21 protein-coding genes and 1 pseudogene are annotated in these 26859 nt (G+C 66.9%); 8 read left to right on the top strand and 14 right to left on the bottom strand.

Going from position 1 to position 26859, the window contains the following annotated elements:
• Nucleotides 1–51 precede the first annotated feature (51 nt).
• The gene (locus AB0M36_RS25145; protein WP_364161476.1) at nt 52–825 is read right to left on the bottom strand and encodes a hypothetical protein; all 774 of its coding nucleotides are present in this window, start codon (nt 823–825) and stop codon (nt 52–54) included.
• Between the two features lie 282 nt (nt 826–1107).
• Between AB0M36_RS25145 and AB0M36_RS25150 the strand changes: the two genes are divergently transcribed.
• From AB0M36_RS25150 to AB0M36_RS25160, 3 genes are all read left to right on the top strand, one after another.
• The gene (locus tag AB0M36_RS25150; RefSeq protein ID WP_364161478.1) at nt 1108–1512 is read left to right on the top strand and encodes a hypothetical protein; all 405 of its coding nucleotides are present in this window, start codon (nt 1108–1110) and stop codon (nt 1510–1512) included.
• A gap of 643 nt (nt 1513–2155) precedes the next feature.
• Nucleotides 2156–2968 (top strand): hypothetical protein, encoded by an 813-nt coding sequence (locus tag AB0M36_RS25155; protein WP_364161480.1) that lies wholly within the window; start codon nt 2156–2158, stop codon nt 2966–2968.
• A 172-nt stretch (nt 2969–3140) separates the two neighbouring features.
• Nucleotides 3141–3608, top strand: coding sequence for an NUDIX domain-containing protein (locus AB0M36_RS25160; RefSeq protein ID WP_364161482.1), 468 nt, complete (start codon nt 3141–3143; stop codon nt 3606–3608).
• 88 nt (nt 3609–3696) lie between these two features.
• Here the strand turns inward: AB0M36_RS25160 and AB0M36_RS25165 are convergent, their stop codons facing one another.
• The 3 genes from AB0M36_RS25165 to AB0M36_RS25175 all read right to left on the bottom strand — a co-directional run bounded on the left by AB0M36_RS25165 (nt 3697) and on the right by AB0M36_RS25175 (nt 5012).
• Nucleotides 3697–3858 carry a hypothetical protein gene (locus AB0M36_RS25165; protein WP_364161484.1) on the bottom strand — a complete coding sequence of 54 codons (162 nt, stop codon included), beginning with the start codon at nt 3856–3858 and terminating at the stop codon, nt 3697–3699.
• A gap of 255 nt (nt 3859–4113) precedes the next feature.
• Nucleotides 4114–4467, bottom strand: a complete 354-nt coding sequence (locus AB0M36_RS25170) for a transposase family protein (RefSeq protein WP_364161486.1) — start codon at nt 4465–4467, stop codon at nt 4114–4116.
• A complete protein-coding gene (locus AB0M36_RS25175) occupies nt 4401–5012 on the bottom strand; it encodes a transposase family protein (protein ID WP_364161488.1) in 612 nt (203 codons plus the stop codon). The genes AB0M36_RS25170 and AB0M36_RS25175 overlap by 67 nt, the downstream gene beginning before the upstream one ends.
• A gap of 706 nt (nt 5013–5718) precedes the next feature.
• On the opposite strand from AB0M36_RS25175, the gene AB0M36_RS25180 reads away from it, so the two are divergent.
• Nucleotides 5719–6171, top strand: a complete 453-nt coding sequence (locus AB0M36_RS25180; RefSeq protein WP_364161490.1) for a hypothetical protein — start codon at nt 5719–5721, stop codon at nt 6169–6171.
• 175 nt (nt 6172–6346) lie between these two features.
• On the opposite strand, the gene AB0M36_RS25185 is transcribed toward AB0M36_RS25180, so the two are convergent.
• Nucleotides 6347–7906 (bottom strand): EAL domain-containing protein, encoded by a 1560-nt coding sequence (locus tag AB0M36_RS25185; RefSeq protein WP_364161492.1) that lies wholly within the window; start codon nt 7904–7906, stop codon nt 6347–6349.
• A gap of 399 nt (nt 7907–8305) precedes the next feature.
• Between AB0M36_RS25185 and AB0M36_RS25190 the strand changes: the two genes are divergently transcribed.
• Nucleotides 8306–9043: a transposase family protein gene (locus AB0M36_RS25190; protein ID WP_364161494.1), complete on the top strand. Its 738-nt coding sequence runs from the start codon at nt 8306–8308 to the stop codon at nt 9041–9043.
• A 20-nt stretch (nt 9044–9063) separates the two neighbouring features.
• On the opposite strand, the gene AB0M36_RS25195 is transcribed toward AB0M36_RS25190, so the two are convergent.
• From AB0M36_RS25195 to AB0M36_RS25205, 3 genes are all read right to left on the bottom strand, one after another.
• Nucleotides 9064–9447, bottom strand: coding sequence for a zinc ribbon domain-containing protein (locus AB0M36_RS25195; protein ID WP_364161496.1), 384 nt, complete (start codon nt 9445–9447; stop codon nt 9064–9066).
• A 76-nt stretch (nt 9448–9523) separates the two neighbouring features.
• Complete coding sequence (locus AB0M36_RS25200) at nt 9524–9787, bottom strand: recombinase family protein (RefSeq protein WP_364161498.1); 264 nt, start codon at nt 9785–9787, stop codon at nt 9524–9526.
• Between the two features lie 22 nt (nt 9788–9809).
• The gene (locus AB0M36_RS25205) at nt 9810–10049 is read right to left on the bottom strand and encodes a hypothetical protein (RefSeq protein ID WP_364161650.1); all 240 of its coding nucleotides are present in this window, start codon (nt 10047–10049) and stop codon (nt 9810–9812) included.
• On the opposite strand from AB0M36_RS25205, the pseudogene AB0M36_RS25210 reads away from it, so the two are divergent.
• Nucleotides 10002–10156: pseudogene (locus AB0M36_RS25210) on the top strand (ADP-ribosylation/crystallin J1); the annotation flags it as partial. The gene AB0M36_RS25205 and the pseudogene AB0M36_RS25210 sit on opposite strands and share 48 nt — an antisense overlap.
• Nucleotides 10157–10509: 353 nt before the next feature.
• On the opposite strand, the gene AB0M36_RS25215 reads toward AB0M36_RS25210, so the two are convergent.
• Both AB0M36_RS25215 and AB0M36_RS25220 read right to left on the bottom strand, forming a co-directional pair.
• A complete protein-coding gene (locus tag AB0M36_RS25215; RefSeq protein ID WP_364161500.1) occupies nt 10510–17601 on the bottom strand; it encodes an RHS repeat-associated core domain-containing protein in 7092 nt (2363 codons plus the stop codon).
• Nucleotides 17602–18410: 809 nt separating this feature from the next.
• Complete coding sequence (locus tag AB0M36_RS25220) at nt 18411–19736, bottom strand: recombinase family protein (RefSeq protein ID WP_364161502.1); 1326 nt, start codon at nt 19734–19736, stop codon at nt 18411–18413.
• Nucleotides 19737–20676: 940 nt separating this feature from the next.
• Here AB0M36_RS25220 and AB0M36_RS25225 point away from each other — a divergent pair.
• A complete protein-coding gene (locus AB0M36_RS25225; RefSeq protein WP_364161504.1) occupies nt 20677–20904 on the top strand; it encodes a hypothetical protein in 228 nt (75 codons plus the stop codon).
• Nucleotides 20905–21262: 358 nt separating this feature from the next.
• Entirely contained in the window at nt 21263–21937 is a 675-nt protein-coding gene (locus AB0M36_RS25230) for a hypothetical protein (RefSeq protein WP_364161506.1), read from the top strand.
• Between the two features lie 581 nt (nt 21938–22518).
• Here AB0M36_RS25230 and AB0M36_RS25235 read toward each other — a convergent pair.
• The 4 genes from AB0M36_RS25235 to AB0M36_RS25250 are packed head-to-tail and all read right to left on the bottom strand — an operon-like array spanning nt 22519 to nt 26854.
• Nucleotides 22519–23391 carry a recombinase family protein gene (locus AB0M36_RS25235; protein WP_364161630.1) on the bottom strand — a complete coding sequence of 291 codons (873 nt, stop codon included), beginning with the start codon at nt 23389–23391 and terminating at the stop codon, nt 22519–22521.
• 39 nt (nt 23392–23430) lie between these two features.
• Complete coding sequence (locus tag AB0M36_RS25240) at nt 23431–24750, bottom strand: PLP-dependent aminotransferase family protein (protein ID WP_364161508.1); 1320 nt, start codon at nt 24748–24750, stop codon at nt 23431–23433.
• A 3-nt stretch (nt 24751–24753) separates the two neighbouring features.
• Nucleotides 24754–25875, bottom strand: a complete 1122-nt coding sequence (locus tag AB0M36_RS25245) for an alpha-hydroxy acid oxidase (protein WP_364161510.1) — start codon at nt 25873–25875, stop codon at nt 24754–24756.
• Nucleotides 25868–26854, bottom strand: coding sequence for an alpha/beta hydrolase (locus AB0M36_RS25250; RefSeq protein ID WP_364161512.1), 987 nt, complete (start codon nt 26852–26854; stop codon nt 25868–25870). Before AB0M36_RS25250 ends, AB0M36_RS25245 begins: the two co-directional genes overlap by 8 nt.
• Nucleotides 26855–26859 lie beyond the last annotated feature (5 nt).

Here is a 26859-nt window from a genome sequence, read left to right on the forward strand (position 1 = left end):
GCGCAGTCACTACTGCGCACAAGGTTGTAACTGCTTTGACGCTTTGAAAGTCTACGCAGTTTCCCACCTGGGCCGTGGATCAGGATGCCCAGACGGCAGGGGATTGATCTTGTCGCTGTCCCACGTTATCCGTTGATCTCGGCTGATGCGCATCGTCTCGAGATCGCTGTCCGCGACGAGTGCATCAATGCAGTCTTGACTCCCGCCTATGTAGGTCGTGAGGAGATTGACGTCGGTCGCTACACACCATGTGCGGTCCTCCGGCCACCACAGGTTGGCGCGCTGGTCCCACGGATTGGCGGCAAGCGAAGTGGTGGCAGCGGAGAGCGACCCAGAAAACAAAAGCATGCGTCGACCGGGTAGCTCCACCTTAGGCAGCTCGTCCGGTGACACTGCGAGCGCTCCCCAGCCCTCCCAGACCGCGAACCAGCAGTCTTGCGGCCCACGGGTCTGCTCGGTAAGTACGTCAGCTAGACGGGCGGCCTGGCGCAACGGCATCGAGCCTTGCGAGGGTGCCTGATCCCAAAGGCCAGGCTGGCTGTCCTGCGTCAAGAAGCGCCACGCTCCGGTGATGCTGGCCCACTCCATCGCTGGATGTGGTTGCCGCTGGTTGGCGAGGGCTACGACCGTCCAGCGCACCTCCTCTTTTTGCGCGCCCAGCAGGCGGTACGCCGGGTGGAAGATCCGCCCAAACGCCTCGAAGCCCTGCGGAATGAGCGAGCAGACCGTCTGCGCGGAGAAGGGCTGGACCCCGTCCACTATCCAGTCGCCGGGGTGCACGTCGTGGCTCAGCGTGAGGCTTCCGATATCCGGTGGGTTTTCCATGTAGGCAAGTTTGGCTGATACGGACCCCTTGAGGCGATCCTTTGTACGTAGTTCTTCCCATACCGCGATCACTGAACGGGGGGGCAGGCTGCGACGTAGCCGACGGACCCCCCGTCGGCATAGGCTGAGGAGGTCAAGTTGATAGGAGAATGGATCAAGAAGGGGTCTTCGGTCAGCGCGACCCTACTGGCTGTTCTACTTACGGCCTGCGGGCTCACGGCCAGCATTTCTACCGCCAGCCCTGCCAGTGCTGCGTCGCATGGACATCTTGAAGCATCGCCAGTGCCCCGCACCGCGACGATCAGAATTGTCGCATCCAGCGTGACCGAAGCCTCGGCAGCGGGTACGGTCCGCAATCAGGTCGAGATCATCTGCGACTTGCGTGTCGACTATCCACACAAATCTTCACATGTGCCCGGTACAGTGAATGTGGTCGGCAATGTCAACTGCACCGCTCCGGTGTCGGCAATCTATATGGCGGTCGGGCTCGCCCGTAACGGCTCCTTGGTTTCGGTCACCAATTACAGTAACAGCGGCCAGGCCTCTCTTCGAGGAAACACAGCGACCGCTTGTGTTAATGGCGCATATCAGGGAGTTGAGTCCGTGACCGTAGTCTTCCCGCCGGGATTCACGCCGCCGACGGCGAGCGGTACTGCATTGAGTCCCGGAGTCAGTATTGTCTGCTGATTCGAGCCAATCCTATGTCAACATGCGCGTAGTTCGGCTCAATGGGTCGGACTGAAGGAGCCCGCTCGAGGGTTGCCCAGTTCGTCGGTGGCGAGCTGGGCAACCGCATGCGGTGGGTGTTGCACCGCAGACCAGACCTGACCAGACTTCTCGAAGAACCGAGTAGATACGATCTCAGATCATTACGATACGTCACGCAGTTCATGAGTCCCGACAGGTTCCCCGCCGATCCCCGAGTCTCATGATGTCCGTGACAGAGGTCCTGAGGATTGCGACGGCGCGTTCGCCTCGGGCACGGATGGGGGGCGTCGGCCTTTTGCAGCCCTCTGCCGGCGAGTTGGCAGCTCGGCCGTGGGAGGATTCCAGGCTTCAGCCCGGTGAACGCGGTTGAGTCGGCCAGTATGCCTGGACCTGGCTGGAGGCACGGCGAATGCTCATCCGCGTGAGGCCCGCTGCGGCAACTCGTGGCAACGGAACCCCAGCCCCAACGTTGTCGCAGGTAGGTGCGGGTCCACCTCCCGGTCTTCAATCCGGTGGTGCCAAACGGTGAAAATGCCAAACCTCATGAGCATGATCCGTTTACTCTCAAGCCGCGACGTGCGCGCGCCTGTGCCGGCGAGCTCCCTATCTGGATAATGCCTGCATGTCGCATGTCGATCTCACCGTTGATGGATGGCTTGCCCTCTCCGATGCTGGTGCTGACGGCGTTGCCGCCGCTATCGCTCGTGACGTCGGGGCTGCGCTGGTGTCGATCAGCGCCCACAGCTACGTCGGCCGGAGTGGGCGGATGGCACTGTTCGAGCGTGACGGCATCCGGTACGCGTTGGTGCCCGGCGGCACGGTGGAGCTCGGTTGCGATCCTGCACGGTTCGTTCCCACCTCTCGCCAACTACAAGATTTCGCGGAGGCGGTAGCTGCGTACTCGGTACCCGAGCCGATCCACCGATTCCTGGCCGAACAGATGTCCCCCGCGCGCTGGGCAACCCTGCCGGCTCGGCTGGTCGCTGTGCGCTCGGTTGACGCCGACTGGCTGTTGACCGCCGAGCATGACGGCACCGACGACCACGAATCCGTTATGGCCCGGCTGGAGTGGCGAGGCCTGCGGCCGCCCACGCCGGACGAGTGGGAATACGACTGCGGTGCCGGAGCGACCACGCTGTTCCGCTGGGGCGACGAATACCCTGACAGCGAGCCCTACGGTGATGTCCCGCTGATCCAGAATCCCAACTTCTTCGGCCTCGTCATCGGCGATGACCCGTACCGGACGGAATTCACCACCGACCCAACAGTGCTATGCGGCGGTGACGGCGGCAGCGCGCTGTGCGGCGGCTATGGCGGGTTTTTGTCCTGGATCACCCTGGCCACCGCCTACCGCGACCCGGCCCTGGCCGAGACCATCTACGAGGGCTATCTCGTCGGCGAAACGCCACTGCGCCCCGTCCTGCCAATGCCTTGATTAGCCACGCTCATTTGCCGCCGATAACGCGCGGCCTTCGGGGCGTGCCCGGCCCGGGCGGGATGCGGCAGGTCATAAACACTGCATTTTGCTGCCAGGTGTTGACGGTCGCGGACGCGCGTGTCGTGGTTGCTCGATGCCGAGAGTCACGCCGGACCGCTACGGTGCTCCGATGGGAATTTCCCCGCACCTGGCCCGGCTGCGGTCGATGATCGGCCACGAGTTGATCCTGCTGCCGTCGGTATCGGTCATCGTGGTCGACGAGCAAGCGCGGCTCCTGCTGGTACGTCATGCTGGGCAACGCGACGGGTGGGCGGTGCCCGGCGGCGCGGTCGACGTCGGCGAATCCCCGGCCCAGGCAGCCGTGCGAGAGATCCGCGAGGAAACCGGCCTCCACATCAACCGGCTACGGCTGCTGGATACTCTCGGCGGTCCGGACTACGAGGTGACCTATCCCAACGGCGACCGAGTCGCCTACGTCACCGCTGTCTACCAGGCAGGTATCGCTGGCGGGGCGCCGGTTCCCGACCATGAGGAGATCAGCGAGCTGGACTGGTTCGCCCCGGCGCAGCTGCCTGGAGTCGATCTCAACCCGTTCACCCGGGCGCTGCTGCGGACCACCGGCTACCTCTCCACCTGACCGCGGCTAAACGACACGACGCGATGCACCCGCGTGTCTACACCACCCGGAGCTGCCGCGGTTCGGGCACCGATGGACGGCGGGGCCGTCACTTTCCGTCCGAGCTCCACACGCGCTCGAAGTCGGTGTCCGTAATCTCGAAGTCGCTCCAATCATCGCGGGAGTCGTAGAGGCTCGCTTCGCCGAGACCGCCGGCGCGGTCCTCCTGGTGACTGGGGCCGTAGCGCAGAACGGGGCCCGCGTCGTACATCTCGACCTGGCGAACGGGCAGCCGTCATCGCCGACCTCGAAGTACCAGACTGAGTGGCCCCAGCAGTCGAATTCATCGCCTCGGGTCTCGTCCCAACGACGGCGATAGAAGCGATTCGGCACGGCGGAAGAGTACCGCCGCGCGACGTCCTTTGCCGCAGATATGGCGCGCGGTGGCCGGGGACTGCATAACGCAGCGTTACGACCTTGTTCCCAATTGCGGATAGGGCATGAGCTGCGGAGACGTGGTTTCTGGTTACCAGGTGAGGCCGGAGGAGCGGTCGGATACGAGTCCAGCGACGGCGTTGATGGTGTCGGGTAGTAGTTCACGCCGGCCGGTGAAGCGTTGCAGCACCCGCCACCACTTGTGCTCGGCGATGGCGTGTTCGACCGGGATGCGCTGTGACGACTGTGCCGTGCGGGCGATCTGCCACTCGGTGTGACGTTCGGCAGGGGCGTTGGGCCGCGGCTCGAGCGGTGGGGCGCTCACTTGGTCGGGATGGTCGCGGGCCAAACCCTGATAGCCGGCATCGACGAGCAGATTCACCGTCGGATACAGCTCGAGTAGCGCCTCGATGCCTTCGGTGCGTGCGGCCGTGCTGTCGTGCATCGCCCGGGCCGGGTACTGCCGCACCACAGCGTCGCGCCGTGTTCGTCAGCGGCCACGGTCGTCTTGACGGTGTTCTGTTTCAGCTTGCCGGACACGAACGCCTTACGCCCGCAGCGCCCGGACCGGGGCCGGCGGACGCGGATCTCGGTGGCGTCCAGCCGCACCGTCACGCCCTCGGCCGCAGCATAGGCGAACACATCGGCCAGGGTGTGCAGCCGGACCCCGGACGGCACCGCGTAGCCACGCCCGGCCAGCAGCGGTCGGACCTGTCCGATCGCCCGGGTGATCGTGGACCGGTCGACCCCGAACACCACCGCGATCGCCTCATGCGGCAGACCCAGCCGCAGGTGGGCCAGGGTCACCAGGAGTCGGTCGGTGAACCGCAACGTGGGTCGGCGTCCAGCGCCGGCTGCCCGGCGGCGGCGCCCGCCCCGACCTGTGTGCAGCCGGCCTTCCCTGCTGGCCTGCCATACCGGGCGCAGCTCGGCTACCAGCAGGTGCAGATGCCGGCGGGAGATGCCGGTAAACGCGTGATGGCTGAACACTCGACGAGCCCACCGCATCGACACCGGCAGATCATCGCACCCACCTTCAAGGCCGAACCGGCGTATCTACTGTGCACAAGATCGTTACTGCGGCCGCTGGTGGGTCGCCGGCGGATGGGCCATCGAGGCGTTCACGAATTCTCCGCGTCGGCACGACGACCTGGACCCCAGCATCGCGCGTTCCGACGTCGGAGCGTTGCGCCAGCACCTGTCCGGGCGGCTTGACGTCTGGGCGGCGGACGATGGTGCCCTTCGCCCCCTCGTTGGCCAGAACGACCCGCTCCCTGCGACGTGCGGCAATCTATGGTTGCGGGCCAGCGGCGCGGATCCCTGGGAATACGATGTCATCCTCATGGACGTCACCTCGACGAGGTGGACGTTCAAGCGCTATGCCCGAATCAGCCTCCCGCTCGACGAGATTCTTTGGACCCGACAAGGCATCCCCTACCTCCGGCCGGAGATTCAGTTGCTCTACAAGGCCCCGGGCCTCAGACCGAAGGACCAGGCGGACTTCGAAGCCTGCCTGCACCTTTTTGAACCGGGCCCTCGGGCGTGGCTCCGGTCGGCGTTGGGCATCGCTCACCCGGGTCACCCGTGGCTGGCCCACCTCTAGGTCAAGAGCGGGCGATCGCCCGTCTCCGGCGCGGTGCTGCGCTGGTGGCCGCCTCGGGCGGAACGCTGCTGGTCCTGCTTCGGCGCCGGCGGCGTGAGCTTCCACCCGCTCGGGGCGCTGCTGGCCTTCCCCTCCGCGATCACTTACACGTTCTACATCCTGGTCGCCGATACCGCTGTGCACCGGCTGGCACCGGTGGTGCTGTCCGCGCTGGTGATGACCGGCACCGCGGCCAGCCTGGGCGTCCATGCGGTGTTCACCGGCGGAGTCGACCTCGACTTCGAGGCGTCGGGATGGTTCTGGCTCGGCCATATCGCCATGAAGTCCACGGTGGTGGCGATGCTGGCGGCGAAAACCCTGACCTCGGTACAGCTCGGCGGCGGCGCTCTGGTGCTGTCCTCGGTCGCTCTCCTTCAACTCCGCCGCACCCGGGCACGCCCTCCGGCTCAGCTCGTTGCAGAACCCGACCGATCCGCCTCGAGGAGGCCAGCGAGTGCTCGAGCCGGTCGGAACGGCTCCACGGAACCGACTGCGGTAGTGCCGTAGACCGCCGGTACTCGCCGACCCGAGCTCACCGACTTCCGGCGCGGCACGCCACATCGAGCCCCTGCTCTAACGATCTCGTGCGCAATGGCTGGATCGTGTGACCTGCCCGCGTTGAAGCCGGCTGGGGTCGAACAACGTGCCGTCGACGGCAACGCCGCGGTGGAGCGGCGTGCGGTTACCGACCGCAGGTGGGGCAACGGTGGTGGCCGGGCTCCGGTCGCTGGTCGTCAGCGGCTGGGTTGCGGGTGTCGGCGACCGTTGGATCGGTGGGCGCGCTGCCCGTGTCGGGGCCGAGGTGACCCGTGGGGTAGGAGAGGTCGGTGAAGATGCCACGGAACTGCTCCGGCGGTACCGGCGGACTCCACAGGTAGCCCTGGGCCAGGTCGCAGCCGAGGTCGGCGAGGTACTGGCGTTGTTCCTCGGTCTCGATGCCCTCGGCGACGACGGTCAGACCGAACGCCCGGGCCAGCGCGAGGACGCTGTTGACGATCGCTTCGTCGCCGGTGTCCTTGCCCACGCCTTCCACGAAACTGCGGTCGATCTTCAACGTGTCGACCGGCATCTGCTTGAGGTAGGCCAGAGAGCTGTACCCGGTGCCGAAGTCGTCGATCGCCAGTGCCAGGCCGAGGGACTTCAGTTCGGTGAGCGACCGGATCGCCTGTTCCGGGTTGTCGATCAGAGCGCTCTCGGTGATCTCCAGAACGAGTCGGCTCGGTTCCAGGCCGGCGGCGCACAGTGCCTCGGCGACGGTTTCGACGATGTGTTCGTTCGCGAGCTGGCGGGCCGACAGGTTCACCGCCACGTGCATGTCTGCCGGCCAGGTCGCCGCCTCCCGGCAGGCGGCGCGTACCACCCACCGGCCGACGTCGACGATCAGGCCGCTCGCCTCCGCGTACGGGATGAACTCGGCGGGCGACACCCGGCCGCGGTGGGGGTGTTGCCAGCGGATGAGTGCCTCCGCGCCGGTCACCCGACCGCTGCCCGGTTCGACGACAGGCTGGTAGACGACGGCGAACTGCTCGCCACTGAGGGCGTCGAGCAGTTCGTTGTGCAGGCGACGGTCGGCGTCGTACTGGATCAACCGCAACGTGCCGGAACGTAGGTCCCTGCGTTGCAGGACGCTCTGCACCAGCCGGGTGGTGCCGTCGGCACGGATGATGCGGTGGGTCAGGGTCTGGTCCACGCCGGGATTGTTCAGCACCTGGACGGCCGCCTCGATGCAGGCGGGCGCGTCGCCCGGGTGTACCAGGGTGAGCAGGTCGCGGCCGATGAGATCGGCCGCCGCGCACCCGTAGAGCTCCTCGACCATCCCCTCGACGACGCGGATCCTGTCTCCACCGTCACAGTCGACGCGTAGCCACGGCACCTCGACGGACAGGTCGATCGGGGTCGGCGGTCCAGCCACCTCGACCGTGCAGACCATGGCGTTGGTGTCCGGATCGTTCAACAGGTTCAGGTACCGCAGGCGGAGCGGCGTCCACTGGTCGACGCCACGATGCCGGATCGTCGCCTCGTGAACCGTGCCGGGTTCGAGCAGGGCGGATCTGTATGCGCTAGCGATTTGCGGCCGGTCCGCCTCGTGCACCCGGCCCAGGTCGCCGGTCCAGACCGGGCTGACCACCGCGTCACCCGCCCAGTCCGGCAGGGGGACCGGTCGCCGGTCGGCGCCGGCCACGCGGACCTGCCGCCCGGCGATGAACGTCCGCAGGGCGTCGGCAGTCCATCCGGTCGACATGTCCTACTCATCGGCAGCTACCTGGTCCCGTTGAGGGTATCCGGCCACGGTTCGGCGTTGTCGGGCCGGTGAACGCCGACGGGTGGCATGGGCGATGCTGCTGGCCCGTGCCGGTGACGAACGCGGTCGTGCCGTCGAATGCACCGGGCCGTCGGCGGCCGTCTTGATCTAGGATAGGGCGGTGTGTGACCGGCCGGTCGTCTGGTAGATCATCTTTGGGTGTCGATGCGGTGGGCTCGTCGGGTGTTGTCTCATCCGGCGTTCACGGGAGTATCCCGGCGGCATCTGTATTTGCTGGTCACCGAGCTGCGACCGTAGTGGTCGGCCGCTCGTGAGGGCCGGCTGCACATTCGTCGTGGTCGCGGACGACGTCGGGCTGCCGGTGCTGGTCGACGGGCGGTGCTGCGATTCACCGACCGGGTGGTGGCCACGTTGGCGTACTTGCGTCTGGGTGTGTCGCACGAGGCGTTGGCGGTCGCGTTCGGCGTGGACCGTTCGACGGTGACCCGGGCGATCGGGCAGATCCGGCCGCTGTTGGCCGACCGCGGCTGCGCGGTGGCGACTGGAGTGCGGTTGCGCACCCTGGCAGATGTGTTCGTCTACGCCGCCGCCGAGGGTGTCACGCTGCGGATAGACGCCACCGAGATCCGGGTCCGTCGTCCACGCAGTGGCCGGGGCGGGCGCAAGGCGTTCGTGTCCGGCAAGGCGAAGCAGAACACGATCAAGACCACGGTGGTCAGTGATGAGCGCGGTGCGATCCTGTGGTGCGGGGCGCACCGTCCGGGCCGGGTCCATGACGCCACCGCCGTCAGGATCGAGGGCACTGACATGCTCCTGCGGCATCATCCGACGGTGCACGTCCTGGTCGATGCCAGCTACCCGGGTCTAGCCAGAGACCATCCCAACCAGCTCACCGCGCCACCGGCGAAGCTACGGCCGGGAGCCTGGCCCGAGTTTCAGGCCCGCTACGAACAAGAGCGGAAAGCCCAGTCCTCGCAACGGATCGCGGTCGAACACACCATCGCCAAACTGAAGTGGTGGCGTCCGCTGCAGCGCTACACCGGCCGCCGCGAACTACTCCCCGAAACGATCGACGCCATCGCCGGGATCATCTCCGACCGGATCCACACCTGGTAACCAAGCCGAATCACCGCAGCTCAAAACACCGCACTATTGCGCACGAGATCGTAAAACCATGCAACACCCCAATCTTCGCGGGTGTTGCGTTGATCTGTTGAATCCGCCCACGATGATGATCTTCCGTTGACGCAACAGTCCGGCAAGTTCATCAGGTATGAGTGCTTCGGGTCGGCGCCAATGTGATGGGCGAACTGGATGCGTGCCTGCTCCAGAACCTGTTCCTCGCGTAGGTAGAGCGTCTTGGCGCGACCTGGCTGGACATCGCTGCCGCTGGTGCGACCGTGTCGGCAGCGGTAGCCGGCCCGGCCGTGCACCCACTGGCCTTCCAGGCGACGCCGGCACAACCCGCAGATCACCAGACCGGTGGGCTGGTAGCGGCGCGGGTTGCCGTCGTCCGGCATGTCGAGGGCGCTGATCCGTTGAGCGCGCAGGAGTCCTGCTCGCTGACCAGCTCCGGGTGCACCACGACCGTGGAGATCACCCACTGGTCGCGCTGGTTCCAGTGATGCGACGGCTTGCGACCGGGCGACCGACTGGTCTTGTCTCCCGGGTCTCGTGATGGTCAATGCCCTGCCGGTTCCACACCTGACGGCCGGTATAGCGCGGGTTGCCCAGGATCGCCGCGACCGTGCGCACGGTCCACGCCGTACCGCTGCGATGCCGGTTGCGGGCCCGGTCATGCGCCGACGGCGGCGGCACACCGTTCGCGTTCAAGGTCCGCGATCCCCGCCACACTGCCACCGGCTAGTCTTTGCGCAAACATTCACCGCACCGTGGGCGCGGTCTCCGGATCCGGATCGAGGCGGTGCAACCTCCTCCCCCACCGGGCGTGTGCTGAGTTCGGGTGCGGACCCGCGTCCACGAGCCGGTACCCGTAGGGAGGTCGGCCACCCAGGTGCCGGTCCTGGTCGCGGGCTTGGGCCAGCATCGCCGCCGTGGTCCGGAACCGTGTGCGACCCGATTCGAGGTTCGCCGCTCGTTCCTCGACCGGTACGAGGTTCATCAGGCCGGCGGTCACACGATCCTGGAGTATTGGATCCCGCCGAAGACCTGGACGAACTCAACGCCAACATCGTCGGCTCGATCGCCGTCGTCGCCGAGTACCGCTGAGCCCTCGCCGCCGTGCCGCCGATCAAACCCGCTGATCGACGGCACGGCACCGAATCACAGTGAGCGACGGCGCGGACACAGCGGCACGATAGTTAAATCGATCTTGGCGATATCTGACTCGCCGTTGCGCTTTACAACGAACCGATCGTGCGAGTCGGATCGGGGGAGGACTTGTCCGTATGAATCAGTATTAGCTGAGCGGTTTCGGGCTCCAGATTCGAATTCTGTGGCGCCCCAACGGTCTGCCGGGAACCAGGTCGAGGGGCTCGGGGCAGGTACCGCTGTGTGGCGTGATGCCGGCGGGCGGTGGATCGCGGCGACGCGGGAGCTTCTGCCCGCCCCCTGCGCCCACCTCACCACTGGGCGGCGGCGCAGTAGTTGACGGTCATCTTTGCTTCGCTACGGAGACCGGCCACCTCGGCAAGGTTGAACTCAAGGCCGAGGTCACCGCCCTCGTCGGCCTTCACACAGAACGCTAGCAAGCATGCCTTGGCTTCGGCGTGCGGCGAGTCGATTTCGCCAAACGGACCCTTGGTGATCCGTCGCGACAACTTCCCGCTGAGACCCGTCCCGGCGACCTCGGTACCCACCTCGGCCTGGAAGGTCCAGACGCCGCCGGCGTCCAGTTCCGCGAAAGGATCAATATCTAGCGACGCGCCGATGCCCGCGCCACCTTCCCAGGAGAATGAGAAGCCTTCGCTGGTGACGACGATTTTGACGCCCACGTACAGCATGTAGCCAGCGCCCAGCTCGACAGATGCGGTGCCGGTGCGGTCCGCACGGTTCACCGGGTCACCGCCCGCGTAGGCATAGAGGTTTGCCTGCCCACTCTTGAATCCGATCGGATCTTTCGCCGTCCACCGCCCTCTGTCCGGGTCGTAGTCGCGAGCGCCGTGCTGCACGAGGCCGGTAGCAGGATCGTAGAGGCCGCCAGCGAAGCCGAATGGTTGGAAGCCGGGTTGCGTGTCGCGGATGACGCGGCCCCAAGGGTCGTAGTCCATGTGTTGGGTGATGTCGCCGGTGGCGCTGTCGATGATGAGGCGGGGGCTGCCGAGGTGGTCGGCGACGATGCGGTAGGTGCGTCCGCCTCTGACCATGCACCCCGGTGCACCGTCGAAGTCTCCGTAGACGAAGCGGGTAACGACCTGGTTATTCGTGTCAAGTTCGGCGAGAGGGTGGAGTTGACCATCGTAAAGGAGAGCGGAGGTACGGGCGCCGTTGACGAGTCGGGCGACTCGGCGCCCGGTTGCGTCGAGGAGATAGTCGACACGGGTCGTGCCGGGCACTTCAGCCCAGATAAGGCGACCCAGGCCGTCGTGGCCGTAGCGGGTTGTGTCATCGGCGGGCGTCGAGATTCCCGTAAGTTCGCCCTCTGGCCCGTATGTCAGGGTGAGGTCCCCGTATGTGAGTGCTCGATCTTGGTCGTCGTAGATGGCGGTGAGCGTGGTGCCGTTGGTCGTGACGCCGGTCCGGTTGCCGTTGCTGTCGTAGTCATACGTCATGGTGGTGCCGTCGAAGGTGGCCGACTGCAGGCGACCCCGCTGGTCATAGTCGTAGGTGGTCAGATGGGTGGTTCCGGCAATGGTTTCCTGCCTACTCTTGATGCGCCCGAGAAGGTCACGGACGTAGGTGACGGCGTAGAGCTCCGTCGCGTTGTGTGCCACGCGGTGGCTGCTGAGCTCGCCGAATAGGTTGTGTTCCCAGGTGTCGGTGATGCCGCCCAGGGTTGCGCCGGTGCGTAGGCCGGTAGCGGGGTCGGTGCGGACCCTAAGGTCGCCGGCCTTGGTGAGAATGCCGTCGGCGTCGCGGACGATCCGAATTGGGGTTTCGTCACCGACCTGCTGTGCGACGACTAGGAATCTCGTGTCATAGACGTACTGGAGAGTGCCGACGACCGGTCCGGACCAGGTCACCCGGGTGGGAAGGGCGCCATCGTATTCGTAGGCCACCGTAATGCCATCCCCGGTGGTGGCGGAGGCAAGGTGGCGGGTTCCGTTGAGGTAGCCGTACTGGATCGTGTCCGTGCCGCCGGTGATGGTGCTGAGTCGTCCCGCTTCGTCGTAGTTGAGATCGGTGATCCGTCCGCCGGGACGTATGACGTGGGTGAGTTGACGGTCGGCGTCGCGGGTCAGCACGGTGGGCTCTGGTGCTGTCGGGATCGGCGGTGGCTGGTATGCGGCCAGGCGGCCGTTCGGGTCGTACTGGAACGTGTGGGTTGGCCGCCCGGGTGGGGTGACGGTGGTGATGTTTCCGGCGCTGTCGTATCCGAGTCGGGTGACGGTACCGTCGGGCACGGTAATAGTGGTGATGCGGCCCGCTGCATCGTGGTTGAGCGTGGTGGTCCGCCCGAGCGGATCGACGATTTCACTTGGAGTGTCTTGGGGCGAGTACCGGAAGAGCCATGTACGTAGATCGCCATCTGCGCCCCTGGTCACGGACGTTGGCCGTCCGCGAGGGTCGTAGTCGATGGTGAGCGGCATTAGCTGACCAGCGTGGACGATCTTCACATGCCCGAGGGCGTCCAGGGTGATGGTTCCCGTGCGACCTGCTGGCGAGGTAGCCGTGTAAGTACGGGCGGCGGCATCGAAGCGAGTTGTGAGCGTGTGTCCAGAGACAGTGATCCGATCGGTCAGCGCTAACAGGCTCAGCGGGTTCTGCGGGTCAGTGAGGGCGACAGTTCGGTCCGCCGCGACGCGTCGCATTAGGCCGCTGGGGGTCGTGGCCGTCCTCTCGGTGAGTAGCGGAGCCTGCATCTTCCATCGTGGATCGGGTCCGATCCGCTCGCTGTAAACCATCCCATCCGGGCGGGTCATGGAGCGAGACCCATCCATGTTGAGGTCATGGACGGACTCGTTCTCGCCGCAGCAGCGACTGATGCGTCGCTCGCCGCCGATCGCTGTGCGTTCGACCCGGTGGCGTGCCTCGCGCAGGAGCGGGGACAGGACAGTGACAGCGAAACCCTGATCGTCCTCAGTCCTGGCCAGCATGATCGATTTTCCGGTCACGTCGGTATCACGGATGAGACGGCCCTCCGGGTCGTAGCCGTAGCTCGACGCCGCGCCGGTGGGGTCGGTGAGTTCGGTCAGCAGGCCGCCGCTGTCGTAGCCGAGGGTGGTTGCGGCTTGTGTCGGATCGGTGACTCGAGCGAGATATCCGGCGGCGTTGATTTCCAGTTGGGTGCGCGTGCCATCCGGGGTGGTGATCGCGGTGGCGGTGCCGTCTGGGTTGCGTTCGATTCGGGTGTTGTTGCCGTCGCGGTCGCTGATGGCGGCGAGTCTGCCGTGCTGGTCGTAGTGGAATCGCCGCGTGATGGTGCCGGTGAGCGTGTCGTGGGTTTGGAGGTGTCGGCCGCCCGCGTCGAAGACGTACGCCTCGCTGCCGTCTTCGGCTGGCACGAGTTGCGTCAACGAGGCGTCTGCGATCGAGTTGCCGCTGGCGGCCATGGGTGCGGTTCGGATCCGGCGAATCCGGTTGCTGCCCTGCTCGGCGATGTGGAAGCTGCCCTCCGGATCAACGGCTACTGCCACCGGCATGAACAGTTGAGCTGCGGCGGCCGGTCCGCCGTCGCCGTTGACGCCGTGACTGCCGGTTCCCGCGATGGTGGTGATCGTTCCGTCTGTACCGACTCGGCGCACTCGTTGGCCGTTGAGCTCCGCGATGTAGAGACTGCCGTCGGGTGCGATTGCCACGCCGTACGGGGAATATAGCTGGGCGGCTTCGGCCGGCCCGCCGTCGCCGCTGAAACCCGCGGCTCCCGTTCCCGCGATCGTGGTCATGACTCCGTCCGGACCGATCCGACGCACCTTCGATCGGCCGGTCTCGGCGATGTAGACGCTGCCGTCTTTGCCGACGGCCACGCCGTGCGGCGAGTTCAGTCGTGACTCGGCGGCCGGCTCATCGTCGTCGACGCCGACGCCCGCTCCGGCGATCGTGGTGATGACTCCATCCGTGCCGACCCGGCGCACCCGGCTCGTGACGTAGTCGGCGAAGTACAGGCTGCCATCCGCACCGACGGCCACGCCATGCGGCGAGTGCAACTGGGCCTCGGTGGCCGGTCCGCCGTCGCCGCCGGTCCCGGGCACTCCTGTTCCGGCGATCGTGGTGATGATCCCGTCCGTGCCGACCCGGCGCACCCGGTGATTGCTTCCGTCCGTGATGTGCACGCTGCCATCCAGGGCCGTGGCCACGCCGCGAGGGTGATTGAGCTGGGCAGCGGTGGCGGGGCCACCGTCGCCGCCAAAGCCGGCGACTCCCGTTCCGGCGATCGTGGTGATGATCCCGTCGGGGCCGACTCGACGCACGCGGTTGTTCATCGCATCCGCGATGCAGTAGCTGCCGTCCGCGCTGAACGCCAGGCCGTACGGCACGCCGAAATCGGCCTGAGCGGCAGGGCCGCCGTCGCCGCTGAAGCCTCCCGTGCCAATTCCAGCGACCGTGGTGATGACAAAACCACTGGAGGCGGCCTGCCGGTGGGTGCCGTCACCCAGATGCAGGATCTCCTGATTCGGGTCGAAGGTGTGGTGGATATCCAGCGTCCAGCCGCCAAGTCCCTCAGCCCGCGGCGCGGTCCAAAAGTCGAGGACTCCACGCCACCGCTGATTGAGAGTGATCTCCTGTCGATCTCTGGCTCCGATCATGACGACATTGCCACCACCACCACCTGAACCGGAATAGACGGCGAAGGCGCGGCTGAACTCCCCGAACTCGCCGGGTGGCAGGTACACGGCGTTGTAGACGTATCCCAGGTTGGTAACAACGGGATGCGCCCCTTGCAGCGCCCGACCGAAGGCATCGGTGCGGTCGAAGACGAGCGTGTGCCGCTGGTTGGGTGCCGCGGGGAATGTTCGTTTGGTTTCCCGGCCAGCCACGTGGGCGGTGAGTTCGATACGTAGCAGGTTCGGTGGTATCGCCGGACCACTCAACGCCATGGTCAGGCTCCGCGTCTGACCGTGCACCCGGTCGCTGGCGTAACACAGTGTGAAGGGGGTTCCCGCGACGGGGATCTGCTCGCGTAGGACCTGGTTGTGCAGGTCGAGGATGGAGCCCCCGGATTGTTCACAGGCATCGGGCAGATGCAAAGGCAGGGGTTCTGGCTGGTCGGGGGCGGTGTCTTCGTTCAGGAGACCGTAAGGCCAGTTGTAGTCCCACGGCTGGGTGAAGTGCGGCAGCGGGATGCGCCACAGTTGCTGACCCGGCGAGTACAGCTGCGCGAGGTGAGTTCGTTCCTGCTCAGTGATGCCCAGTGCCGCCAACACGTCTGAATCATCGGCGAGGTTGTCGCCTGTGACGTCGAGGTCGGCGAGCCCGGACGTGATCGCCAGCACGGTGAGAACGCGACCGTTATCGGCCGGTATCCACTGGCCTGTGGCCCGAACGTAGCTGCCGGTAGGCACAATGCCGCCGGCTGGGAAGCCCAGGAAGTTCTCTGTGTAGGAGATCAACGGCGGCTCGAATCGCACCTCAACGGCGCCCGATTCGATGGCCTCGTCGACGCTGTACTCGATGGCATAGGTGTAGCCGGAGGTCGGCGGCAGCGGGCTGGGCATGCCGAGCGGTCCCCGGTCGCCAACCGTGAACTCGGTCGGTCGCACGTGCAGAGTCGACAGCGGCTGTTCCCGGCCGTCGGGGAACACCATGGTCGCCCGAGTGCCCGCCGGTATCAGCACCGTCGCCTGTCGCGTTCCGGAGTGATCCGTGGCGGTGCTGCCACGCACGACCTGCATACCGGCCTGGACGGACAGGTCGATCGCGGTGACCGCCGAGCCGACGGGTAGCAGGCACACCTCCGGGATCTCGACGTAGTCCTGCCACGGGACATCGGCGGGCCGATGCGCGAGCAGGTGGTCGGCCTTGGTGTAGGTCACGGTGAGCCGACCGCCGCCGTTGACTACCACATCGAATCGGCCGTCAGCGCGGCTCAGAGTCTGCCCGAATTCCGGGTGATCGAGGATGGCCACGGTCACCCCCGGCAATGGGTTGCCGTCGGGGGTGATCACTCGGCCGCGTAGGACCGCGGCACGCCGCGGCTGGATCGTGCCCGGTTCGACGCCAGTCTGAATCGGGTTCAGGCCGGTGTGCAGAAACGCGGTCGCATCGACCAGGCTGGTTATCGTGGTGGCAGGTAGGGGCGGCGCCACGGTGGCCGGGTCTGGCGGCAGCGCGCTCTGCACCGCCACTTTCGCTGCTGCGCTCACGTTTTCCGCTTGGTCGATGGAGACAACGTCCAAAGTGTCGCCCGGCAGGGTTTCGACCCGACAGGTGAAGGCGCCTTGGGCGGTCGCAGTCACCTCCGCCGCGTTCCCGGTGCGGGTGTTCGTCACCCGGACACGTACGTTCGGCTCCACGCAGCCATCTCCACCGGCAACTGAGGCAGAGCCGTCGGCCTCAATGGTGACGGTGATCCGCGTCGTGTCCGGGGAGGCCGGCGCGGCCGTGTCCAGGGATACCGTCATTTGTCGTTCGCCGCGGACCCCGGTTGCTGTCGCGATGGCAACCACGGCCAGGGTGTTGGTTCCCTCGGTGAGGGCGACCTCGGTGGTGAATCGGTGGTTAGCGTCCAGGCCGATTGGCTGACCGTTGAGCCTTACCTTCGCGGCTTCGCTGACCTGGCCGGTGATCGGCTGCTGGGGCTGGTTGGTAACCCGACCCGCCGATGGAGTATCGATGGAGATCGTGACGGGGCGGGCCTCCGTACGGAGCCGGACGCTGAACGCCGGCCCGACGTCCTGGCGATCCGGCCGACGCCCCGCCTCCCGGCTTTCGGCGAGTAGCGGTTGGCCCTTGTAGTCGGCGGTGAAGTAGACATCCGCGGTGCCCGGCTCCGACTTCACCTCTGGAACGGGGGTTCGCTTGAAAGCCGCCGGTTCGTAATCGATACGGAACCACCCATCATCATCGGTGAGACCGGTGCCCAGTGGGTCATCCTGGACCAAGTCAAAGTCGAAGGCCTTCACCCGCGCGCCCACTATGGGCGCGGCACCGTCGCTGGCGCTCAGCCGTCCGGTGATCACGTAGGCAGCGAGGCGAGCCCGCAGCTGTGTCCATGTCGGCGCCGGGATGGCATATCGCCAGTCCGCTCGTGCCTGGTTGTCATCCTGCTGCCAGACGGGGCTCAGCGTCACGACGATGCACTCCACTGCGCTGGTGGTTGCAGGTTCCGCTTGCCGTCCCGGCGGTGACGACGGACGCAACCCCACCTCCAGTAGGCCGCCGTCATAGACGGTCGTGTCGGAACTGAAGTCGAATTCGACCTTGCCGTCGTCGTCGGTAACGGCCTCGACGACGAGGTGGTCCGGTCTTGCCTCCGCTTCTCTGGAACCGAGAGTGCTGAATACCCCAGACGGGTGACCGGAGGGCCGGTAGAGCCGGACCGTGGCGCCAGCCAGCGGCTCGCGGTATTCCTGGCCGACGAGGGCATCCACTTGGCCGGTCAGCACGTATCTCATGCGAGTACCCCACTCTGCTTGTGGGTGTCCGCCCCGTTTGTGGCGGGGTGTGACGCCGACGGCCAACACAGCACCAGCCCACGCAAAGGACAGAGGTCCGATGAGGCGATGCACCTCGGCCGTGCGGCGGTGGCAACTGGCGCATTTGATCCGTGGAGATGTTGTATTGGGTCGCCAATGCCGATAGGAATCAGCAGTAATGAGCGTATCGGTCGCCACAAACGCCCCGACAGTCAGATTCACGACAACGCACTCTTCTCGGCTAAATGAGTGCTTCCATGCCACCTATCTGGCACCACGACTTGAGGCGCACAGGTCCAGGATGAGCACCGTTGACTACCTGAGGCCTGCCAACGCCTGGCCCTCACCAAACTTCGCCTAGCCGGGCGGCCCGTCCATGGCGCGTGCTGCACGTCCCACATCGTGCCCGACCCGCTCCTGCGGGCAAGGGAGCGACGATCCCGATCGGCCGGAGCCAGTGCGAGCCCTCGGCGTCAAGACGATCAGGATCCCCGCTCTGACTCCTTGCCCTCGGACCTCCAGTCGGGCCTTGCGGCGGCCGTGCAGCGCGCCGTGGCGGCCCGGCGGACCCACTTGCGCACCGAGGTCTCGGAGGCGGCCGAAGAGAACCGGATACCGGACAAGGCAACCCGGACGGTTCGAACAGTGGCGCGATGACGCCGTTGCTCGTCAGTCTCAAGAACCTCGATTGCCACAGGAACCACCTCGCGAGCCCTGCTCAGCCGAGGTGAAACCCCGTGGATGTCGCTCCCTCGAGGGATGGTCCACGAGAGGAAGAAGGGTAGGATTTAGTACATGAACACTGATGCCTTGTGGCATCGGTGCCACAGGTGGGGGTTCAAGTCCCCCCTCGGACACACATTAAGCACACGGCCGAGATCGGAAGACACGATCTCGGCCTTCAGTGTTTTCGCACCCGGCTTGTAGGTCATCCTAAGCCCGATGCGGCTGTAGAGCTCCGCCTTGTCGCGGGGGTCAGCCTCCCGGAGGACGCCGAGCAAGCTGCCGAGCCCGTCCACGATCGCCGCGATCTGATCTTCGTTGAGACGCTGGGGTGGCGCCGCGCTCACGGTGAGGGCGGCTGAAGCGGTCGCCCGAATGGTGGACGTCTCGCGGATCCAGCCGGCGATCAAGGCGGGGTCGCTGCCCGCTTCCAGCGCGGCCCGGTAGCGCTCGATCTTGGCGTCGCAGTCGGCCATCGTTCGCCGAAGCTGTGCGGTCTCGTCTTGGGCGCGGTGTGCGATGAGTTGGGCGCGGTAGTGGGCGTCGGCGAGGCTGCGCAGGTTGGCAGTGAGCGTGCTGCCGGTCAGTTCCCGGCGGAGAAAGCGGTCGACCGGGTCGGCGATTGTGTCTTCGCGCAGGTAGAGCACCGCTGGGTGCGCGACCTCGTGCTGGCGGACGAAGTCGCGGGACGCCTTGCAGCGGTAGTACAGCCGGCCGTGATTCGGGTTGCCGACCATGCTGCGGCCACAGAGACCGCACGTGATGAGACCGCGGAAGAGATACGGTCGCACGCTGCGACGGGGCGCTCGGCTGACCTGGCCGGTGGTGTCACGGGACCTGGTCTTTCCCTGTGCCTGCTCGTAGAGCTCGGCGGTGATGATCGGTGTGTGCGATTCCTGCTGGGACCACACCCACTCGCTGCGGTCGTTCCATCGTTGCTTGTTCTCGTGGCCGAGCGCGATGTCCTCGACATCGATCAGGACTTCGTCGGTGCGTTGCTTGTTCCAGACCTGGCGGCCGGTGTAGCGCGGGTTCAAGAGGATGGCGCGGACCGCGGTCGTCTCCCAGACCTCGGTATGGCGGTGCGGGTTGCGCCGGCGGTCGTAGACGGACGGGCACGGGATGCCGTCCTGCGTCAGACCTCGGGCGATCGTGGTCATGCCGCGTCCGGCGGTGTATTCCTCGAAGATCCGCTTGACGACCGGCGCGGTGACCGGGTCGGGTTCGAGTCTGTGTAGCCGCTTACCCTCGGCGGCCTTGCCGGGGTTGGGGTGCGGCCCGGCGTCGGCGAGCTGGTAGCCGTAGGGCGGACGTCCGCCAAGGAACCGGCCCTCCAACTCCGTCTGCGCCTTCATCGCCGACGCCAACACGCCGGTGCTCGTACACAACACGGACTGCGATCACATTGCCCTTGGCCTCGAAGACGTAGATGGCGAACCAGCATTGTTCGAGTTCGCAATGGAGCGCGAAGCATTGACACACAGAGAATGGCCAGGCAACGAAATGTGGTACGACAAACTTAAGAGCTACCTGAGCAGCGGCTCGAACAAGCGAATCTCATTCAACCTTGATGGAATCGTAGATCCTGTCGCCTCGGCACGCGCGGGAGCCGGTGTTGATCCAAGCATGTATGAGAACTTGACGAACTGGGAGTTGCATCAGGTAAGCCAAAGCCTGGACGCCTGGAGTCGAATTACATTCTATCGAGGAGGCAGCGTTGTCCCGAACCCATTCAAATAATACCGCCGATCCGTTCACCTCTAATCGCAGATTCAAGCTCTGGCGATACGGCATCGGTCACTCCCAGCTGCTACTACGCTCGATACCGTTCGAGGGGAAGCGGTGTCTCGATGTCCACTTCGAGAGCGTTGCCTGGATAAGCCTGCCGACTACTTTCGATGGCGTCGAGCTCAGACTAGGTTCTGCCACTGACCAGGATCTACCAAGGGGAGCCGCCGACTTGATCGATGAGAAGAACCCCTTATTGGTAAAGATTTCGCCACAAAGCCAGAGGACTTTCGGGTTTGTTATTTGCGGTCGAGTTGAGGCGGCCTACACAGCGTGGAGTCCAACGGCCGCCGATCTTGACAGCGAGCAAGAGATCGTCTGGAGCCTTCGCAAGAGCTGATGAGAAGTCGGCTGCTGGTCACGTGACTTCGAGGATCGAGGCGCCAGCCGACGTCCTGACCGGGACTACCGTCATCCTCTGCGACGTCAGCGGGTCCGCCGCGGTAGACGACGAATTAGACCACCGCCGTATCGGAAGCGGCCGTCAACGGACAGTTCGTCCGACCCACCAGGCAGGGCGCGCACCGGCTCAGCCAGCTCGACTTGACCATTGGCAACGGCCCTGATGTGGCCCGCTTCTTCTCGGCTGTGCTGGCTGACTTCCGATCGACAGGAGCAACCGACTGGGAGAACGGCACGCTTGATCATTTCCTCGATGGCCTAACGGCGTATGCCGACGCCCGTGTCGCCGAAGCGCCTGATCTTGATAGAGAGCAAGCCTCCTGGCGCTTGTTTGCCGCGATGGTTCAGGCCGCAACCGGGCATGAGTAGCGCACCACCCTGCCGCGTCGACCGCGGTGGCGCATGGGTTGAAGTGACGCACCGTGAGCTATGACTGTCGTCCCTGCTCCCGAGCAAACCACTGACATTCCCGACGATCGTGTGCTTCGTGCGGCGGTGGCCGCGTACACCTAGGCCCTTACCAGTCATCCTTGTCCGCGCTGGTTGCGACGAGGAGTCCGAGCCTGGCTGGGGCGCGGCGGAAATAGACTACCTCGACGCGCTTGACGCGGAGCAATTTCGTCAAGCTCGGCAGCTGATGGTGTGTGAATCTCATCGCTGACCATCCTTCGAGGTGTTTCCTGAAGCGGTGGGACCGCGAACCGGCAGACACACATGGCTGCAAGCATTGATCGACACCCCGTTCAGACCGCATATCCTGCTGACGGTCGCGTTCACGGTGGTATGCCTGGGGGTGCCGGGCCTTCGCGCGCTCGATCAGCTGGTGACGAGGGCCCACGAGGTCACGGAACAGCGACAACGCGGCGACATCCACCTCGACGCCATGAGGACGATGAACGCCACTGTGACGCGCTTCCTGACGCTGCTCGACGACTACCTAACCTCCGAACAGGACCGCCAGCCTGGCCGCGATGTCCTCGACGCTGCGCTCTATGAGGTGGAGAAAAGCGAAGGCGAATACGAGGCACGCGTCCTCACCCTGCACTTCTCGGAGATGTTTGCCGTCTCCGACTTCGCGAAGGCATGGGCCGAATGTCGTAAGGTGCTTCAAAACGACATGCTCTTACGGGGCGACCACCAGGGGGAAGAGGGCGCGGCGAACCGGGCCAAGCTTCGGGCGCTGTCGTACGACATCCGCCAGGCCACCAACAAACTGTCGGACGCCACGAGCCGGGTCGTGGCCGAGCGGAAGAGATCCGCACAGGAGGAGTACAGGTCGGCCTGGATCCACCTAACAGCAGTGGCTATCGCTGGCCTGCTGCTCGAGGCGGTGCTAGTGATCTGCGTCGTGACAGTGAGACAGCGAAAATCCGTCCGTCCGCAGCAAATCGGTCGAGAATGATGCGGTGCCGCTGCACGGCTACCGCGGGTTAGCGCACAAGTCACGTCGCCCAATACCGGCGGGCCGACCTCTACCAACGCTAGTGGTATCTCACCACGACTGAGCGAGACCAAACTGGCGCTCAGAGCCAGCCTGCGCGACAACGGATCCTGCCTCGATGGGCTCGGTCGGCGAACCTACGACAACGCGCTGATGGAGAACTTCTGGTCGACCCTGAAGATCGAACTGGTCTACCCCACAGCTGGTGGACCCACGACGAAGCCGAGAACGCGATCTTCAATACATCGACGGCTGGTACAAACACCCGCCACATCCAACGCGAACTCGGCCACCTCAGCCCAGACGAATACGAGTACGCCCGGCACGCAGACCGGGCCAGATAACCTCACGCCTGCCCCGACCGGAGGCAGGTCACCGGTCTCTCCATCAAAGCGGGGGCAGGTCCCCCTGACCACCGGAACGCTTGAGCCCGGAAGGGCTAGATCCGCGCTGAGTTACGGTCCGGCACGCTAGCTCCCTGGCACGATCACCGTGTGCTTACCTTGAGTGTTGAGCCTCGGACACGTTAACCCCCACCAAAGTCATTCACGTTTAGCGGATGGTTTTGGTGGGGGTTTTTCGCTGCCTGCCGCGGAATGCTCAGTCCGGTAAGAACTGGTTGGCCGGTCTCGCCCACGTCGTCCGCGGTCTCGGCGGGTTGGGCTTCCGCCGGCGTCGAGGATGATGCTGACCGGCGTGCACACGATCGTAATCCCGTCGACCCGCAACCCTCGGACAAGGTCCCGCAGTCCCACGTCGTCGGGGTCGACGCCCACGAGATGCGCGTACTGGACCCGGGCCTGCGCCACGATCTGATCCTGACGCACGTACAGCACCTTCGCCCGCTCCAACTCGACGTCACTCGCGCTGGTGTAGCCGTGCCGGCATCGGTACCGGGCCCGGCCGTGCGCCCAATGCCCCTCCAACCGCCGCCCGCACAACCCACAGATCACTATGCCGGTCAATTGATAGCGGTCGGTGCTTCCGTCATCCGCCAGCGGGAGCGCGCTGACCTGCTGCACACGCAGGAAGTCAGCGTCCCTGACAAGCGCCGGATGCGCGCCCGGCGGCGAGAACTCCCACTGCTCGCGCGGATTCCAGCACCGCGCCGGCTTACTCCCCCGCGGCCGGCTCGACTTGTCCTCCGGCCGCACCTCGTGATGATCGATCCGCTGCCGGCGCCACACCTGCCGCCCCGTACACCGCGGATTAGCCAGGATCGCCGCGACCGTCCGCAACGTCCAGGCCGCGCCGCTGCGGTGCGGATTCCGCGCCGGATCGGGCGCCGAGGGCGACGGCACACCCCGCGCATTGAGGGTGCGGGCGATCCCGGCAACGCTGTACCCGGCGAGACGCTGCGCAAAGACCCACCGCACCTGCTCCGCCGTGACCGGATCCGGATCCGGCCGCAGCAGACGCCGGCCCCACCGGGCATGCTGCGAGTGTTCCTCCCGTCACCGCGCGGGGGCCGGCATGCGGTCGAGTTCATCGGCGACGAGGGCCGCGAGGCGGTCCAGGCCGAGGTCGATCTGGTCCAGGGTGACCGCGCTGACCGACAGCCGCAGTGCGCCGACCGGCGTCGCGTCGTCGTAGAAGTGTGCCATCGGCGTCCAGAGCACCCCGTACCGTTCGGCGGAGCGACGCAGCAGCGCGTCATCGACCCGGAACGGCACGCTGAGCACCACGAAGAAGCCGCCGCCCGGGGCGGTCCAGGTCACTACGGAGGGCGGCGGGAAGCGCCGCTCCAGGCCGGCGAGCAGATGCCGCAGGTTGCGCGCGTACGCCGCCCGCTCCCGGAGGTTGGCGGTCACCAGCGAGCCGTCGTGCTCCAGCAACGCGCCGCCGATCATCGCTTGGGCCAGGGCGGAGGTGTTCACCGTGACCATACTTTTGATCTTGGCGAGCTGGTCGGCGAGCAGGCCGACAGTGCCGTCGACGCCGGCCACCCGCTGATCGGCCACCAGGTAGCCGACCCGGGCGCCCGGCAGCACCGTCTTGGCGAACGAGCCGAGGTAGACCACCCGACGTCGGGTGTCCAGCGCCTTCAACGTCGGCAGCCGGTCCTGGTCCCCGGCCGGGAAGAGACCGTACGGGTTGTCCTCGATCAGCAGCAGCTCCTGCTCGGCGGCCAGGTCGAGCAGCCGCCGCCGGTCGTCCAGACCGATGCTGACGCCGGAGGGGTTGGCGAAGTCCGGCATCACATAGCAGGCCCGGGGGCGCAGCCCCTCGTCCCTGGCCCGGCGAGCCTGCTCGGCCAGGTCGACCAGGTCGACCCCGGTCGGGCCGCCGGCCACGGGGCGCACCGGCAGGTCGACGAGGCGGGCCGCGCCGGTCAGCCCCACGTACGTGGGGGCGACGGCGAGCAGCACGTCGCGCGGCCCGGCGCGCAGCGCCCGCAACACCAGGAACATCGCCTCCTGGCAGCCGACGGTGACGACCACCGCCTCCGAGTCGACCTGCACGCCCTCGTCCACGGCCAGGTTGCGGGCGACGAGGTGGTGCACGATGCCCTTGGTGCGCCCGTACTGGAACAGGGTGCGCCGCGCTTGTGCCGGACTCTGGCCCTGGTCCTCGACGAGGTGGCGGCGGAACCGCTCCAGCCACCGCCGCGGCGCGTCGTCGTCGAAGAACTCTTCGTACGGCCGGCCGGCGGCGAGCGACACCGCGTCCGGCCAGTGCTGGGCGACTTCGTTCAGGAAGTTCATCGAGTTCAGGGCAGGGTCGTCGACCGCCGGGTGCAGGTCGGCGACGGTCAGGTCCACCAGTGTGTCCACGGCTCAACCTCCGGTCACGGTACGCAGTCGTCGGGCCTCGGCCGGGTCGGCGCAGCCGCTGAGGGTCAGCGCGTCGCGCCACTCGGCGGCGAGCAGGGCCAGCGCGGTCTCCACCCCGCCCCGGCCACCGGCGGCGAGCGCCCACAGCAGGGGCCGGCCGAGCAGCACCCCGGCAGCGCCGAGGGCGAGGGCCCGCAGCACGTCGCCACCGCCGCGTACGCCGCTGTCCAGCCATACCTCGGCACGGCCGTCGACGGCAGCCACCACCTCGGGCAGCATGCTGACGCTGGCCGGCGCCCCGTCGAGCTGCCGCCCGCCGTGGTTGGAGACGACCACCGCGTCCACCCCGGTCTGCACCGCCCGCACCGCGTCGCGCCGATCGAGGATGCCCTTGACCAGTAGCGGCAGCGCGGTCCGGGCGCGCAGCCACTCCAGGTCGCTCCAGCTCAGCGCCGGGGCGAAGAGCGCGCCGGTGTGCGCGGCGATCGCGGAGACCCCCGGGGTGCCGGCGTGGGCCAGTTCGTCCCGGCCCCGGGGCAGGTTCGCGGCCGTGACATGGGCCGGCAGCGCGAAGGCGTTGCGTACGTCGCGCAGCCGCCGACCCAGCACCGGCACGTCGACGGTCACCATCAGCGCGGCACTGCCGGCGGCGGTGGCGCGGTCGAGCAGGTCCGCGACGAGGCCCCGGTCGCGCAGCCAGTAGAGCTGGAACCACAGTGGGCCGTCGGTCGCGGCGGCGACCTCCTCGATCGAGACGCTGCTCAGCGTGCTCAGCGTGTAGGGCAGGCCGGCGGCGCCGGCGGCCGCAGCGAGCGCCGCCTCGCCGTCGGGGTGCAGCAGTTTCTGGTACGCCATCGGCGCGACCGCCACCGGCATGGCCTGCTCACGGCCGAGCAGACTCGCTCCGATGCGCGGGCTGCCCGCCCCGGTGAGTACCCGGGGCAGCACGGCGACCCGGTCCAGGGCGGCCCGGTTGGCGGCCCGGGTGATCTCGGCACCGCTGCCGCCGTCGACGAAGTCCCAGATCTCCGGAGCGAGTACGTCCCGCGCCAGCGCGGCGAAGTCGGCGAGGCAAGCCGGCGGGCCCGCGGTGGACGGCGCCGGAATGTCACCCGGGTCAGTCATCGGCCGGTCCTCCCGTCACCGTGGCCGCCGACCACCCGACGTCGGTATCGGGCAGGGCGAAACACTCGCGGAGGAAGGCCGCCGCCTCGGCCTGCGCGCGTCGGCCGGCGTCGAAAACGCCCGGCATGGCGAAGAAGCCATGGATCATCCCGTCGTGGCGGCTGGTCCGGGCCGGCACGCCTGCCTCGCGCAACCGCTGACCGTAACGCTCCCCCTGCTCGCACAGCGGGTCGTGTTCGGCGGTCACGACCAGAGCCGGCGGCAGACCGGCGAGGTCGTCGGCGAGCAGCGGCGAGGCGAGCGGATGGGTCACGTCTGCCGGGTCGGGCAGATAGTGGCCCCGGTACCAGGCCACGGAGTGCTGGTTGAACAGCATCGGGTCCTCGTCGGCGGCCGGCTGCCGGTCGGCCCGCTGGTCGGTGTTCGGGTAGACCAGCAGCTGGCCGGCGAGGCGGGGGCCGTCCGCGCGGGCCAGCAGGGTGACCGCGGCGGCGAGGTTGCCGCCCGCGCTGTCGCCCCCGACGACCAGCCGGCGCGGATCCGCCCCGAAATCGGCGGGGTGCGCGGCGATCCATGCGGTGGCGGCGTGGCAGTCGTGCACGGCCGCCGGGAACGGGTGTTCGGGAGCGAGCCGGTAGCCCACCGTCACCACCTGGCAGGGCGTGGCGTTGGCCAGCCTCCGGCAGATCCCGTCGGCGGTGTCGACGCTGCCGAGCGTCCACCCGCCGCCGAAGAAGTAGAGCAGGGTGGGCATCGGGCCGTCGCCGGCCGGCCGGTACACGCGCACCGGGATGTCCCCGGCGGGACCGGGCACCTGCGTGTCGCGCACCTGGCGCACCGGCTCGACGTCCCCACCGCCGGCGCGGATCGCGGCGAGGTCGGCGGCGCGGGCCTCGGCGAGGGTACGGGTGTACAACGGCGGGATGCCGGCCGCCGCCCGCGCGGCCCGGTACGCCACCACCTGGGGGTCGAGGGGCATGTCGG

Origin of the sequence: Actinoplanes sp. NPDC051346, from assembly GCF_040682215.1 — a bacterium.
In the GTDB taxonomy this organism is placed as follows: domain Bacteria; phylum Actinomycetota; class Actinomycetes; order Mycobacteriales; family Micromonosporaceae; genus Actinoplanes.